We start from the raw sequence: 13644 nt of genomic DNA on the forward strand, positions 1-13644 counted from the left end.
CGGGACCGACCTACCGGCTGTCAGCCGCGCGCTATCGACAGCCCCGCGATACACGGAGCGTAGGCGGCGAGCCTGCGGGATACGAACTCCGTGAAGAGCCGGACGCGCTTCGTCTTACGTGTCTCCCCCTGTGTGAGAATCCATAGCGTTCCGTACATGTGCAGGTCGGTCCCTGGCACCCTCACCAGCAAGGGATCGGCATCCCCGACGAAGCACGGCAGCGTCGTGATCCCGAGCCCTTGCCGGACAGCGACGATCTGCGCCGCGGCGTCCGTGGTCCTGAAGGGAACCCCCGTGGTGTGCACCTCACCCCCGCCGGCCCAGTCCGGAATGCCATGCATGCTTATGATGACCCTCCTCCGAATCAGTGGACACCTCTGCTAAGCTCCAGATGGAGTGGAGAGGTCAAGAATGACGACGACACGGCGCATCTTTACGGACGAGTTCAAGCACGAGGCGGTGGCGCTGTTGACCAGCAGCGGTCGCTCCCTTGCGCAGATCGCCCGGGAATTAGGCTTGCAGCCCTCGGTGTTACGGAAATGGCAGCGCCGTCTAACCGGGTCAGGGGGGCCGTCGATGCCCCCCGTCCAGCAAGCGGCGGCCCCCCTGACCGCTGGCGCTGATCAAGCATCGGAAATCGCCCGTCTGAAACGCGAACTCGCCCGCGTCCAGATGGAACGGGATATATTAAAAAAACTGTTGCCATCTTCTCGGAAGCACCGAGATGAGGTTCCGGATCATTGCGGACTGCTGCGACGAATACCCGGTTCGGGTGCTCTGCGATGCCCTCGGCGTGTCGCCATCGGGCTATTATGCTTGGCGCACGCGACCAGAGAGCCCACGCAAGGCAGCGAACCGACAGTTGCTCGACGATATCCGGCGCCTTCACGACGCGCATCGTCAACGCTACGGAGTTCCGCGCATTCACGCCGCCCTGCGGGCGAATGGGCACAGCGCCAGTCGCGGGCGTGTCGAACGCCTCATGCGCCGCTACGGCCTACGGGCGCAACGCGCCAAGGCTTATCGCGTCTGCACCACCGACAGCAGGCACGGTTTGCCGGTGGCGCCCAATCGGCTCGATCGCGACTTTGACCCGGCGAAGCCGAACCAGACCTGGCTCACCGACATCACATACATCCCGACGGACGAGGGCTGGCTGTATCTCGCCGTCGTCCTGGATCTGTTCAGCCGCAAGGCCGTGGGCTGGGCAATGCGCGACCACATGCGCACCGAACTGCCGCTGGCGGCCCTGACCATGGCGATCCAGCGGCAACGGCCCCAGCCCGGCCCCCTGCACCACTCGGATCGCGGCAGTCAATACGCCGCTGGGGATTACCGCAAAGCTTTGAAAAACAATGGCATTGTGCAGTCGATGAGCCGCAAAGGCAACTGCTGGGATAACGCCCCGATGGAAAGCTTCTTCGGCAGTTTGAAAGCGGAACTCGTCCATGGCGCCCGCTATGCAACGCGTGACGCCGCTCGCAGAGACCTGTTCGCCTACATCGAAGGCTATTACAATCGCCAGCGACTGCACTCGGCTCTCGGCTACATAACCCCGGACCAAGCCGAGCTTCGAGCCGCTTAACCCGGTGTCCCTTCTGCCGGGGGAAGGTCAAGCATGGCCTTCCCCACCCTCGTGGGTACTGGCTGGATCCGGCGTCTGGGTCGAGGGCGGCCACGCCTGAAGCCGGATCGGCTGGCCGCCGACAAAGCCTACAGCAGCGGCGTGATCCGCCGTGCCCTGCGCCGCCGCGGCATCCAGCCCGTGATCCCGACCAAGAGCAATGAGCGCCCGGATCTCGCCTTCGACCAAGCCGCCTATCGCGAACGCAACCGGGTGGAGCGCCTGATCGGCCGGTTGAAGCAGTTCCGCCGGATCGCCACTCGGTACGAGAAGCGTGCCGCCAACTATCTCGCTATGATCACCGTCGCCGCCATCCTTCCATGGCTCTGACCTTTGCATACGCACCCTGGGATCAGCCGGTGCAGCGTCATCACGGCAAGGTCATAGGCATCCGCGGCGGTGTAGGCACCGTTTCCCTGCGATCCGCCAAACCGGGCATCAGCTTCCTTGAACAGGAATGAGGACGTGATGCTGTTTCCCGCGGCCAGCTGCAGAGCGATGGCCGGCAGCGGGGCGGGGAGGATGATAGTGTCCGACATTCGACTTTTCCCGATGACAATGGGAGAGCGCTTCCGCGCTCGAATCATCGAGGCGGTTTGGTGGAAAAAAGCGGGAGACGTTGAAGGGTATGGTGGAGACTAAGGAGGAGGCAATTAGAACAGAGAGTTAAATTTGATTTTCTCTGCTTTAAAAAATATAATCTAAGAGACCATTTACCGGATGCACCAGTAAGGCGTTGTTCTAGGGGGATTGCGCGACGACCGTTCGCGGCACTTGTGGAGATTTTGATGGAACCTGCCGAACCACCCCAGGATTCATTTGCGAGCGGCGAGGCCCAGTCGAACCGCTTCGGACAGTTGTTCGGGCGTGAAGGGTTTGCGCAGATAATAAATCGGATTGAGGGCCTCGGCACGCTGGCGTGTCGAGGCATCGGTCTGTCCAGTGACGAACACGATCGAACATCCATGACTCTCCTGAAGATGGCGGGCCGTTTCGATGCCGTCGATTTCGCCACGGATGCGGATGTCGACTAAGGCGAGCTCCGGTAATGTGTTAGCGGCCAAGCTCATTGCCTCGTCGAAGCTCTCGGCCGGGCCAAGGACAGTATGGCCCAAGGCACTCACAAGATCCGCTGTAGCCAGGGCAACAACCGCCTCATCCTCGACAATTAAGATAACTTTCGACATAGGCAATATCACCTAACAGGAGGATTTTCTCGCAGTGCAGAATGCTCTATTCTGCCGGAAATTTGGAGGTCTTAGATGGGTGAGCTCGCCAACTCAGGTATTCCTGCCATCGGCAGCATACCCTGGGGAAGTCATTTCTGCCAATTTTACGAAACGGCGGATGATCTGGCCGACACACTGGTCCCCTATTTCAAGGCTGGGCTGGATGCCAATGAACAGTGCATGTGGGTGACCTCCTCCCCATTCGGTGCGGAGGACGCGCTCTCCGCCCTGCGAAACGCTGTGCCCGATGTCGATAGGCGGATGCGCCAGGGCCAAATTGAAATCATCGATCATCAGGATTGGTATCTGCGCACCGGCAAGATGGGTGCCGATGAAGTTATCGACGGCTGGCTCCAGCGCAAGGAACAGGCTCTGGCCCGAGGATATTCGGGTTTCCGCCTGACCGGAAATACGTATTTCCTGGAGGCAAAGGACTGGGATTCCTTCACGGAATATGAATCCAAGGTCAATGACTGCTTTTGTAACCACCGCGTGATCGCGCTTTGCAGCTATTGCCTAGCGAAGAGTTCAGCAGGCGACGTGATGGATGTGGTGAAGAACCACCAGTTCGCCCTCACTCGGCGCCACGGAGAGTGGACGCTGATCGAGCATGGCGCGTTGAAACGCGCCAAGGAGGAACTGCGCCGGGCTAATGAGGATCTGGAGCGTCGGGTCGATGAACGCACCGCCGACCTGAGCGCCGCCTTGGCGGTTTTGCGGGAGACCACCGCCAATCTGCAGAGCGCCTTGTCGGATAAGGACGTCCTCCTCCGCGAGGTGCATCATCGCGTCAAGAACAACCTCCAGATCATCAACAGCCTGCTGACCTTCAAGGCCTTGCGATCCACGGATTCCTCGATCCGTGAGGCCTTCAACGATACCTTGCGCCGGGTCACCGCGATGAGCCTTGTTCACGAGGCGCTTTATCAGCAGGAGACAACCAGCGCGATCGACTTCGGCCGGTACCTGACCGTATTGTGCGAGGCGCTGAGCGAGAGTTTTGGCATGACCGACCGCATTCGGCTTGAGGTCGTGGGCGACGGGTCGCTTGTCCATCTGGATGCGGCGATACCGCTGGGCCTGATCGCCACGGAGGCGATCAGCAATGCCATGAAGCACGCATTCCCGAATGGTGGGGCGGGATCGATATCCGTAACCTTCAACGGTGCCGGCGAAGGCAAGCCGGGCCTGCTCACAGTGCGGGACGATGGTACCGGCGCAGTCGATACGCCGCCAGCCGCAGGCGGCAGCGGAACTGGGTTCCGGCTGGTTCACGCGATAGCTAAGCAGGTTGGCGGCCAAGTGCGGATCAGTGGCGGACAGGGGACCACCTTTACGCTTGACTACATGTCCTAATTTCAACGAGAGCTTACCGAAACATCAAAACCGAACCAGCGCATGCTCATGGCCTGGACAGCGCCGTCGCGTTGGGCGGAAGCGATGGCATCGTCGAATGCCGCCCGGTTCCTGGCGTCGCCCTTTCTCACTGCGATCCCGACGCCGCGTCCAAGCCCGCCTCGGGTGAAATTGGGGCTGACGACCGCCAAGGATGTCGGGTCATTTCGAAAGCGCAGCGCCTCGACGGCGGAGCGGGATCCGAGCAGGGCATCCAACCTGCCGACGGCGAGGTCGAGCGCCGCCTCGTCGAGCTTCCCATATTCGCGGATCCGGACGTCGGGAAGGTGACGGTCTGCAAACGCGGCCTGGATGGTGGACACCTGAACGCCGATTGTCTTGCCAGCGAGGCCATGCTGCAGCTCCGTTATCGCTGCGGCTCCGGACGCGCCGATGTTGTCCATGTCGACGCGGTCCACAGGGAAGTGGAGAGCCAGCAGAGGCGACAACGGAAGGGCTGCAACCACCGTCGGCTCCGTCGCGTACGGGCCGGCGAAGTCCACCTTGGCGAGGCGGGAGTCGGTGATCGCCATTCCAGCCATGATGGTGTCGTAGTGGCCCTGCTGGAGGCCCGGTATGATGCCTTCCCACGGCCTGGGCGACGATCTCGCAATCGGCTTCCATTCGGCGGCAGAGGTCGCGGGCCAAGTCGATTTCGAAGCCGACCAACTCGCCGGCCGGCGTCATGGCATTCCAGGGAGGGAAGGCGCCTTCAGTGGCGATACGGAGCTGCTCAGCAAAAGCGCTTTCGCTTGAAAGGCTGAATACAAGCCCGGTGAGGATCGGAAGCAAGCGCTTCATGATTAGGCCTGCGTCCCAAGGGTTACGGAAAATTGCTTGGAAGGCGAGTGGCTGTCAGCTGCTCCAGGGGTTGAGCAACGGAACACCCATCGGCTCGAAATCACGCACGTTGCGAGTCACGACGGTCAAGCGATGAACCAGAGCGGTGGCCGCGATCAGGCTGTCGCCCTGTGGCCGAGGGTCGGGGAGGTGCAGTGTCGCACAGCGCTGCGCCACCTCGGCATCCACCGGCAGGATACGGCCTCTGAAGGCTGGTATCACCTGGGTGTCGATCCATTTACGCAGTACCGCCCCTTGCGCGGCGTCCCTACGGCCGACCTGTCCGGCACCTAGCTCAATCTCGAATAGGGTGATGACGGAGATGAACAGGTCGGCCGGCGGTTTGCCGCCCGCCCAGGCGATCAGGCCGGGGTTGGCCCGCGCCGGCCGCCGCAGTTCGGAAATGGCGTTGGTGTCGAGTAGGAACATCAGTCCAGAACCGCTGGCCGGGCGATGTCACCGATCCGCAGCGGCTCGAAGTCGAAATCGGCTCCAGCATCGTCCTGGCGCAGCAGCTCGACGATGGAGCCCCCCTGTTCGCCCGACAAGCGCTGATAGGTGTCGTAACGCAGAAGCACGTAGGCCGGTTCGCCGCGATCGGTGACGATCACCGGGCCATCTTCGGCGGCACGCTTAGCTTCGCTGGGGTTCTGGTTGAAATCTCTGCTGGACATCATTCGGCCCATGCTATGCACTCCAGCCATTACGATAATGCTACAATACTACATAAAAATGAGAACTGCAAATCCATATGTAGGCACAATCCTACAAAGTGGCGTTTACTGGATGATCGTACCCTGGCCAGCGCCGCTCGTGTCGGGTTTCGATCTGCGGGGCCATGACTGGGGTGCATGGACCAACTGGCCGGTACCGCCGGGTCATGCGGCGCGCCGCCGTATGCGAGGCGGTCCTACGCCGGCGGGGCCGGCAGCGATCGGCTCCTTGCATCGGCCCGGCCGGTCGGCCGCCGCGTCGCACAGGTCCTGCAGTTGGGCGACATCGACGCCAACCCCGGCCGGTCATCCTGCAGTGGCGCCGACGTCGATCCGGATCAGGCTGACCAAACTTGGTCCGCATCAACTAACGCGGATCATCCCACATCTTTCAAATGTAAGAGAAGAACTGAACCCGTCCTCCACTCTGTCGTTGGCATCCAGATTGTTAATGTCGATACAAAAATATTTAATCACTACCTTTTGGATTATCGCAATTACCATTGCATTTGTCTAATGGATTAAGTTTTCTTGATTGAAAAGCGTCAAACGTTTTTGGTCCGTTTTTTCTGCTATTGCAAGACTTATGTGATGGTTGTAAGTTAGTCATATCGCAGTAGTACTTGTATATTTTGCGTTCAATCCATACCTCCCAATGATAGCCGCCATAGCAGCACTCGACTGGACTAACCTTCCCTAATATATAGGCAAGCCAATTTTTTTGTGATCTATTCCCCTGTTCTTATGATCATTCGGAGTGTCTCCGGGTATATGTTTCTTGCAAATTCCACAAATATGGCCGTGATCAGCGGACGGCTTCCAAAAATCTGTTCTGAAGGCGAGATCGAATTTAGGCACCACTTTTTTATCTCTAACCATAAAAATTTTCTCTTTTTTACCTTTCACTTCTACGTAAGCAGGGCCATATTTTGAGAACGATTGTTCACGATTGGGAGAATATAATTCACGACGGTCCTTTTCACTATCACGCTCATTCTCTTTATCATACCTCTCTTTTGCTCTGGTGTCGCGGCCATGCGTGGGCCTTTTATCCTCCCGCCGGTCTCGCTCATCCATAGTTGTTTTTCGAAGCGCCCGATCCGATTTTCCATGCGTAATTTTCGGCATTGCCACCTCCTCGTTTGAACTTGAGGAAATATGCGAATTTTGGCTTTATAACTCATTAAGGAGTTGTGCAACCCCTCACATGCGGTGCGCGTCATATACTATTATGCCGCCTAGCACCCCTTTCGCGAATGGACCGCCGGCTATCACCCGTGCAGGATCCTGAAACACCCGATAGTCGCCGCCCGGCAGATGGCGGGCCTCTGGAGGCTCTTGATCCGGCAGCGGCGTTCGCGCTGGGGCAATGGGGCATGGCGAAGCGGCTGGCCCAGCCTGGTCGACCGCCGCGCCGACGCTGAGATGTCGGTTCCGTTGCAAAGTTTGATGGCGGGTGCGGTGAGCCGCGGTATCGACACCGTCAGGCGGCCGCTCCGAACAGGTTGGCGATGAAGGTCGCCTGGGCGGGCATGTCGTTGGCAGGCATGGCGGCAACCTGCCCTTTGCGCACCATCGCCATCATCTCGTAGCCGGCGAGCGTCCGGCGCGCGGTGTGGAAGCCCTGGAACCCGAGCCCCGGCCGGACCAGCCGTTTGATCCGTCGGTGATCCTGTTCAACAATATTATTGAGGTACTTAACCTGGCGCAGCTTGGCGAAACGCCACAGCTCGCCGGCCTGCTTCATCGTCTTGGTCGCGCTCGGGTAGGCAGCGTTCTTGTCCACGGTGAGGGTGCGCGGGTTCACCGTGTGCGCCTGCTTCAGCGCCTTGCGGAAGAAGCGCCGGGCGGCGGCCGCATCGCGCTTGGCGCTGAGCAGGAAGTCGATGGTCTGCCCGTGCGCATCGACGGCGCGGTACAGGTACATCCATCGCCCCTTCACCTTCATGTAGGTCTCGTCCACCCGCCAGGAGCCGGTGGTCATCCGCAGGTGCGGGCGGATGCGCTTGTCCAGTTCAGGCGTGTAGGCCTGGATCCAGCGGTAAAGCGTGGTGTGATCGACTGCCACGCCGCGATCGGCCAGCATGCGTTCGAGGTCACGGTAGCTGATCGGAAATTGCAGATACCAGCGCACCGCCCACAGGATCACCTCCGCCGTGAATTGTCGGCCCTTGAACGGGCTCTTCCCGCTGCGCATCACCGTGTCACCCCAGCCGCCGAAAGCGGCCGGGTTTTACCCGATCTCCGCCCACCGTCAAACTTTGCAACGGAACCTCCACCACATCACCTCAATCCTTGGCCTCCGCTTCGACCGCCAATGTCCCTCAGCTGTCGATTTTGACGGATGGAGAGGACGACGGTCCTCCAGCCTTCAACGTTTCCATCAACGATGCGATGCCGGCATCCGCCTCTTCGTCAGTAGTGGCGACCAGGATGCCCCCAGCTTTCTTTCCAGCACCATTACTCTCCAGGGCATCTTGCAGCATCGAGAGAGCAGCTTTCGCCTTGCCCGGATCGGCGTTGGTCGGCTTGAGCCCCACCGATGGTGGGGAGGCCACCGAGGATGCCGAATCAGCGGCACCCGTTGGGGCGATGCTTACGGGGGTGGCAGACTCGGTCGGAGCGGATGGCGCTGCTTGCGAAGCCGTCGAAGAAGATTTGCGGCCGATGCCCGGCACATCCACCGTCGCGGCGAAGTCGTCAAAGGCCGAACCGAACATCTCCGGACCGAAGCCGAGTTGGAATAGCTTGGCGCCCACCGCCTTCCCCTCCGAAGAGGTCGGGCTGATGAAGCCATCCTTGTCCGTGCCGATGCCCATGGCGGCATTAAATCCGTTCACATTTTTCGCGAAACCGCCGTTATCACCCAGACTAGCCAAATCAACGTCGCGCTCCGCTTTGCCGTACTGGGAATCGATTTCCTGGGCGGCGGCGTCGAAGCCAGCCTGCAGGGGAGCCAATTGCTCCTGCATTCCAGTCTCGGACAGCATACCAGCAGCCTGCTGTTCGTGCAGCTGGTCCCGAGCCGCGCCGAAAGCGACGCGTGCGGTTTCAAGCCCGCCCAGATAGGTCTGCATCCGGTCGGAGGCTGCGTTCGACGCGGCAAGCCGCCGCTTGTCCTCCTCATCCTGGGGACGCTCGGCAACATACCGGTTGAAGGTCGCTTCACTGGCAGCCGAACGTAGCCCCAACGCCACCTCGTCCGCGCTGATCTTGCCGGAATTGACAAGGTTCTCCAGGAATCCCTTTGCCTTGCCGTTCAAATGGCTGAAGGCATCGGCAGCAACCCCCGTCAAGGCTTGGCCAAGCTTGCTGACCGAGACCTGATCGGTCTGAGTTTGTTTTAGCGCGCCCAGCATCGCAGCGCCGTCGTTCCCAGGACCGCCTCCGCTGGAGACCGGTTTCCACGTCGCCGTGACCGCCGAGTGAGCGGCCTTGGTGGTTGCTGAAAAGATGTTCATCCCAACCTCCTTGTGAGGCAGGCGCCCTGCTCAAGCGAATGAACGCGCGATGCCGATCATTGAAAGCTAGTCGAGAAATATTAATAAAAATTGAATTTGGCTCGTTGATTTGATTAGATTTCTAATAATTAGCATCCGAAGTTAAAGTTATTGCATATTTGAATATGACATACATACCTATGAATGGTCTGTGATTTTGAAGGTTATTCATACATTTATATTGACAGTCTTTTTGATTTTTGAGATTCGCTAGTTGTTTCTGGTGAACATTGGAGAAGGTATCATGACTACAATTTTCGATGACAACGATGCTCATAGTCTTTTCGGAACTACTTCTGCGGACGCCATCTATGGAAATGGTGGGAACGACACCATCGACGGAGATGCAGGAAACGACAGCCTTTATGGTGATGACGGCGATGATCTGATATGGGGCTGGACGAACGACGATTTGCTGAGCGGCGGTAATGGAAACGATACTCTCGTTGGAGAGTATAATAACGACACCCTTTACGGTGGTGCCGGTAACGACATTTTGTATGGAGACTATAATGGTGATGGTGGTAATGACGTCTTGTATGGGCAGGCTGGCAATGACGTTCTTTATGGCGGGCAGTTGAATGATTTTTATGGCTTCACCTTCAATTCTGATGGACGGGACGTGATTTACGATTCCCAAGGTGAGTATGACACCCTGCGAATTGACGGCGTTTCAAACATCACGCAGCTCACGATCAAGTCCGCATCTGTCATAGGCCATAGCTCAAATCATATTATTGTCTATACGGATACTGACGCCTTGGACGGGAATCTCGATGAACTGGTCGAGGTGCAGAATTTCTATAATGGAAGCGCTTTTGGCGCGGGACGTATCGAATACCTAAACGTTAATGGAACCAATTACTGGTTCAGCGACTGGATAAACGTTTCAAATGTAACTGCGTAAAAGTATCGCATATTTACCATCGAAGGCCGTCTGGAGGCCATATTTCCAAGTGTGGAATGTGGCTTGCTCAGCCCTGGCTTCGTCGGCCTTCGATGGCGCGCTAGAGGAGAGAATTCATAGCAGAATTTATAAATAAAGTTGTTTATAAAATAATAAATCCTCCCCAATCTCCTAAAGAAATTATAAGACTGTAAGTAAAAATGGTTTATAACTGACAGGAAGGCGAATCCCATTGTGGTTATTGCGGGTACAAAGGAGCCGCCGGGGCATGCGGCCAACGTCGAATGCCGCTCTGATATGTTAACGAGCGCGGAAGAAGGCGTGGGCGATCTCCTGCGCCGTTGTCGCGCTCCCTTGATGTGGGCAACGGGATTCAGCCTGCTGATCAACGTCCTGATGCTGACCTCGTCGCTCTACATGATGCAGATCTACGACCGTGTCCTGCCCTCCGGCAGCCTACCGACGCTGTTGTTTCTGTCGCTGATCACCGCCGGCGCGCTCGCCCTGCTGAGCGCGCTCGATTTCGTACGGTCCCGGCTGCTGGGCACGCTTGGCGACTGGCTGGAACGCCGACTCGCCCCGCCGATCTTGGAACGGATGGTCGAGGGGGCGTTGCTCGGACGGCGGGAAGGGACAGCCATGCTGAGGGATCTCGGCACGCTGCACAGCGTCCTCGGCAACGGCGCCGCTTTCCTGTTCGATGTTCCGTGGGTTCCGGTCTACCTCGCGCTGATCTATGCGCTCCACCCGGTGCTGGGTCATCTGGCGGTGGCCTCAGCCCTGCTGCTGTTCGTTCTGGCTCTGGTCAACGACCGGATCACCCGGGCCTGCCTGCGCGAGGCCACCGCCGCCAGCAACCGTGCGGTCGCCACCGCCGAGGCCACCTTGCGCAATGCCGAGGTGGTGGATGCCATGCATCTGCTGCCCGGTCTCGCCAGCCGCTGGGGCCGCGACCACAGCCATGCCCTGGATGCGCAGGACCGCGCTCATCGCCGCGGGGCGGTATTGCTCAACATCACCAAATTCGTGCGCCAGCTCGTGCAGGTGGCCCTGCTCGGCACCGGGGCCTGGCTGGTGGTGCGCCACGAGATGGGCGCCGGTTCCATGATGGCCTCCTCGCTGGTGGTCGGGCGCGCCCTGTCCCCGGTCGAGCAGGCAATCGGCGGCTGGCGGCAGGTCAGCGCAGGGCGGGAAGCCTGGCGCCGCCTGTCCGCCGCATTCGGGCGACCGCGGCGCCGCGTGCCCGGATTGCCCTTGCCAGAGCCGGCCGGGCAGCTCAGCGTGCGCAACGTCGCTTTCCGGATCGGCGGAGGAGAACAGGACGGCACGGCGCCGGGACGAACCGTGCTGCACAATATCTCCTTCGATGCCCGGCCGGGAGAAGCCCTTGCGGTCATCGGACCGTCGGCCGCTGGCAAATCCACGCTTGCGCGCCTGCTGGTCGGATTGCACCCGCCGCTTGCCGGGGTGGTGCGGCTCGACGGGGCGGACCTGTTCCAATGGCGGCGCGACGACGTCGGCCGGCACATCGGCTATCTGCCGCAGGATGTGGAGCTGTTCGCCGGCAGCGTGGCCGAAAACATCGCCCGGATGGGCGAACCCGATCCGCGGGCGGTGGTGGAGGCCGCGACCCTGGCCGACTGCCACGCCATGATCCTGCGCCTGCCGCAGGGATACGACACCCAGGTCGGCGACGGCGGCGCCTTCCTGTCCGGCGGCCAGCGCCAACGGGTGGCGCTCGCCCGTGCGCTGTACGGTGCTCCGAAGCTCGTGGTGTTGGATGAGCCGAACGCCAGCCTGGACGCTGAGGGCGAGCAGGCACTGAACCGCGCCATCGCCGCCCTGAAGGAGCGCGGGGCCTGCGTGATCGTCATCGGCCACCGTCCCGGCACGCTGGCCCAGGTCGACCGCATCCTGTCCCTGCGCGACGGCCGGGTCGAGGCCTTCGGCCTGCGCGCCGAGGTTCTAGAGGCCTTGAAGCGCCGGACGATGCAGCCGGTGGCGGCTCAGCCGACACCGGCCAAAGGCGCGAGCGATCGTTCCGGACCTCTTGCGGCACCGATGCCGAAACTGCACAGTGTGGAACCGGAATGACGAATGATCGATTGGCGCGTCCGCCGGTCAGGCACCTTGTCGTCACGGGGCTGGTGCTCGCGTTGGCGGGCTTCGGCGGCTTCTGTGCCTGGGCAGCCCTCACGCCGCTTGCCAGCGCCGCGGTCGCTTCCGGAACGATCATCGCCGACAGCAACCGCAAGGCCGTACAACATCTGGACGGTGGCATCATCGCGGCGATCCTGGTGCGGGACGGCGACCGGGTCACCGCCGGACAACCCCTGATCCGCTTTGATGATCTGGAGGCCCGGTCCACCGTGACGCTGCTGGATGGGCAACTCTGCTCCCTGCTGGCTCAGGAGGCCCGCCTGCTGGCCGAACGCGACGGTGCCCTGTCCCTCCCGCCGATCCCGCCCCTGGCGCAACGCCTTGGCGCCGACGATCCGGCGGTGGCGGAGACTGTCGCCGGACAGGAACGCATATTCGCCAGCCGCAAAGCCAGCCTGGATGGGCGCATCCTGATGACCCGGCAGCGCATCGCACAACTGGAGGCGCAAATCGCCGGGGTGGAGGAACAGCGCAAGGCCGGCCTCAAGCAGTTGGCCTTGATCCGGGAAGAGACCGACGCCGTCGCCGACATGGTCAACAAGGGACTGGAGCGCAAGCCGCGCCTGCTCGCCCTGATGCGGCAGGCGGTCGAGCTGGAAGGCGGACAGGGCGACCTCGCGAACCGCATCGCCCAGGCACGCGAGGGTATCGCCCAGGCCGAACAGGAGGTCCTCACTCTGCGCGACGACCGGCAGAGCGAAGTGGCGGCGGATTTGCGCGACGTGCAGATCCGCCGTGCTGAAACGGAGGAAAAGCTGTCGGCCGCCCGTATCCGCCTGGAACGGCGCGACCTGCTGGCACCGGAAGCCGGCACGGTGATGGCCTTGCGCCGCTTCGCAGCTGGGGCGGTGGTGGCGCCGGGGGAGACGGTGCTGGACTTGGTGCCTCTGGACGACCGTCTGGTGGTCGAAGCCCGTGTCAGCCTGACGGACATCGACGTGGTCCATTCCGGCTTGCCTGCAAAGGTGATGCTGAGCGCGTTCAAGAGCCGCACGACACCACAGCTGGACGGCACGGTGTTCCGCGTCTCCGCCGATGCGGTGACGGATGAGCGGACCGGACAGCCCTATTATCAGGCCCGCGTCTCCGTCGATGCCGGCCAGCTCGATCGTCTCCCGGAGATCCATCTGCTGCCGGGGATGCCGGTGGAAACCCTGATCGTCACCGGTGACCGCACCCTGCTGCACTACCTCGTGCAACCCATTGAAGATGGCTTCCGGAAAGCTTTCCGCGAGGAGTAGGGAGCAGCAGGAGGCTGGCCACCGCTATGCGCTCT

14 protein-coding genes and 1 pseudogene are annotated in these 13644 nt (G+C 60.7%); 6 read left to right on the forward strand and 9 right to left on the reverse strand.

Going from position 1 to position 13644, the window contains the following annotated elements:
- Positions 1-20 precede the first annotated feature (20 nt).
- Positions 21-341, reverse strand: coding sequence for a LysR substrate-binding domain-containing protein (locus tag ABNQ38_RS32010; RefSeq protein ID WP_377810322.1), 321 nt, complete (start codon positions 339-341; stop codon positions 21-23).
- A 70-nt stretch (positions 342-411) separates the two neighbouring features.
- On the opposite strand from ABNQ38_RS32010, the gene ABNQ38_RS32015 reads away from it, so the two are divergent.
- Both ABNQ38_RS32015 and ABNQ38_RS32020 read left to right on the forward strand, forming a co-directional pair.
- Positions 412-1585 (forward strand): IS3 family transposase gene (locus ABNQ38_RS32015; protein WP_377810323.1). Its coding sequence is split into 2 segments (ribosomal slippage): positions 412-701 and positions 700-1585, totalling 1176 coding nucleotides; the frame shifts between segments, so codons are not numbered across the junction.
- A 33-nt stretch (positions 1586-1618) separates the two neighbouring features.
- Positions 1619-1954: a transposase gene (locus ABNQ38_RS32020; RefSeq protein WP_377810324.1), complete on the forward strand. Its 336-nt coding sequence runs from the start codon at positions 1619-1621 to the stop codon at positions 1952-1954.
- Positions 1955-2439: 485 nt separating this feature from the next.
- Here ABNQ38_RS32020 and ABNQ38_RS32025 read toward each other — a convergent pair whose 3' ends face one another.
- Positions 2440-2811 (reverse strand): response regulator, encoded by a 372-nt coding sequence (locus ABNQ38_RS32025; protein WP_377810325.1) that lies wholly within the window; start codon positions 2809-2811, stop codon positions 2440-2442.
- Positions 2812-2886: 75 nt separating this feature from the next.
- Between ABNQ38_RS32025 and ABNQ38_RS32030 the strand changes: the two genes are divergently transcribed.
- Positions 2887-4209 carry an MEDS domain-containing protein gene (locus ABNQ38_RS32030; protein WP_377810326.1) on the forward strand — a complete coding sequence of 441 codons (1323 nt, stop codon included), beginning with the start codon at positions 2887-2889 and terminating at the stop codon, positions 4207-4209.
- A gap of 2 nt (positions 4210-4211) precedes the next feature.
- Here ABNQ38_RS32030 and ABNQ38_RS32035 read toward each other — a convergent pair whose 3' ends face one another.
- The 7 genes and pseudogenes from ABNQ38_RS32035 to ABNQ38_RS32065 form a co-directional block, all read right to left on the reverse strand.
- Positions 4212-4781 carry a substrate-binding periplasmic protein gene (locus ABNQ38_RS32035; RefSeq protein ID WP_377810327.1) on the reverse strand — a complete coding sequence of 190 codons (570 nt, stop codon included), beginning with the start codon at positions 4779-4781 and terminating at the stop codon, positions 4212-4214.
- Positions 4782-4899: 118 nt separating this feature from the next.
- Positions 4900-5049 (reverse strand): annotated as a pseudogene (locus ABNQ38_RS32040) (polyamine ABC transporter substrate-binding protein); the annotation flags it as partial.
- A 54-nt stretch (positions 5050-5103) separates the two neighbouring features.
- Positions 5104-5517 (reverse strand): type II toxin-antitoxin system VapC family toxin, encoded by a 414-nt coding sequence (locus tag ABNQ38_RS32045; protein WP_377810328.1) that lies wholly within the window; start codon positions 5515-5517, stop codon positions 5104-5106.
- On the reverse strand, positions 5517-5765 hold the full coding sequence (locus tag ABNQ38_RS32050; RefSeq protein WP_377810329.1) for a type II toxin-antitoxin system Phd/YefM family antitoxin: 249 nt from the start codon (positions 5763-5765) through the stop codon (positions 5517-5519). The genes ABNQ38_RS32045 and ABNQ38_RS32050 overlap by 1 nt, the downstream gene beginning before the upstream one ends.
- A 732-nt stretch (positions 5766-6497) precedes the next feature.
- Positions 6498-6929, reverse strand: a complete 432-nt coding sequence (locus ABNQ38_RS32055) for a hypothetical protein (protein WP_377810330.1) — start codon at positions 6927-6929, stop codon at positions 6498-6500.
- Positions 6930-7284: 355 nt separating this feature from the next.
- A complete protein-coding gene (locus ABNQ38_RS32060; protein ID WP_377810303.1) occupies positions 7285-7998 on the reverse strand; it encodes an IS6 family transposase in 714 nt (237 codons plus the stop codon).
- A gap of 127 nt (positions 7999-8125) precedes the next feature.
- Positions 8126-9262 carry a hypothetical protein gene (locus ABNQ38_RS32065; protein ID WP_377810331.1) on the reverse strand — a complete coding sequence of 379 codons (1137 nt, stop codon included), beginning with the start codon at positions 9260-9262 and terminating at the stop codon, positions 8126-8128.
- Between the two features lie 283 nt (positions 9263-9545).
- On the opposite strand from ABNQ38_RS32065, the gene ABNQ38_RS32070 reads away from it, so the two are divergent.
- The 3 genes from ABNQ38_RS32070 (at position 9546) to ABNQ38_RS32080 (ending at position 13609) form a co-directional block, all read left to right on the forward strand.
- Complete coding sequence (locus ABNQ38_RS32070; RefSeq protein WP_377810332.1) at positions 9546-10208, forward strand: calcium-binding protein; 663 nt, start codon at positions 9546-9548, stop codon at positions 10206-10208.
- 321 nt (positions 10209-10529) lie between these two features.
- On the forward strand, positions 10530-12302 hold the full coding sequence (locus ABNQ38_RS32075) for a type I secretion system permease/ATPase (RefSeq protein ID WP_377810333.1): 1773 nt from the start codon (positions 10530-10532) through the stop codon (positions 12300-12302).
- Positions 12299-13609 carry an HlyD family type I secretion periplasmic adaptor subunit gene (locus ABNQ38_RS32080; protein WP_377810334.1) on the forward strand — a complete coding sequence of 437 codons (1311 nt, stop codon included), beginning with the start codon at positions 12299-12301 and terminating at the stop codon, positions 13607-13609. Before ABNQ38_RS32075 ends, ABNQ38_RS32080 begins: the two co-directional genes overlap by 4 nt.
- The last annotated feature ends 35 nt before the right edge of the window (positions 13610-13644 follow it).

The sequence above is a fragment of the Azospirillum sp. A29 genome (genome assembly GCF_042604625.1).
GTDB classification, from domain to species: Bacteria; Pseudomonadota; Alphaproteobacteria; order Azospirillales; family Azospirillaceae; genus Azospirillum; species Azospirillum palustre.

Coding starts and splice junctions, on each gene's coding strand:
- ABNQ38_RS32010 (WP_377810322.1), bottom strand. CDS start 341: ATGCATGGCATTCCGGACTGGGCCGGCGGGGGTGAGGTGCACACCACG.
- ABNQ38_RS32020 (WP_377810324.1), top strand. CDS start 1,619: ATGGCCTTCCCCACCCTCGTGGGTACTGGCTGGATCCGGCGTCTGGGT.
- ABNQ38_RS32025 (WP_377810325.1), bottom strand. CDS start 2,811: ATGTCGAAAGTTATCTTAATTGTCGAGGATGAGGCGGTTGTTGCCCTG.
- ABNQ38_RS32030 (WP_377810326.1), top strand. CDS start 2,887: ATGGGTGAGCTCGCCAACTCAGGTATTCCTGCCATCGGCAGCATACCC.
- ABNQ38_RS32035 (WP_377810327.1), bottom strand. CDS start 4,781: ATGGCGATCACCGACTCCCGCCTCGCCAAGGTGGACTTCGCCGGCCCG.
- ABNQ38_RS32045 (WP_377810328.1), bottom strand. CDS start 5,517: ATGTTCCTACTCGACACCAACGCCATTTCCGAACTGCGGCGGCCGGCG.
- ABNQ38_RS32050 (WP_377810329.1), bottom strand. CDS start 5,765: ATGATGTCCAGCAGAGATTTCAACCAGAACCCCAGCGAAGCTAAGCGT.
- ABNQ38_RS32055 (WP_377810330.1), bottom strand. CDS start 6,929: ATGCCGAAAATTACGCATGGAAAATCGGATCGGGCGCTTCGAAAAACA.
- ABNQ38_RS32060 (WP_377810303.1), bottom strand. CDS start 7,998: ATGCGCAGCGGGAAGAGCCCGTTCAAGGGCCGACAATTCACGGCGGAG.
- ABNQ38_RS32065 (WP_377810331.1), bottom strand. CDS start 9,262: ATGAACATCTTTTCAGCAACCACCAAGGCCGCTCACTCGGCGGTCACG.
- ABNQ38_RS32070 (WP_377810332.1), top strand. CDS start 9,546: ATGACTACAATTTTCGATGACAACGATGCTCATAGTCTTTTCGGAACT.
- ABNQ38_RS32080 (WP_377810334.1), top strand. CDS start 12,299: ATGACGAATGATCGATTGGCGCGTCCGCCGGTCAGGCACCTTGTCGTC.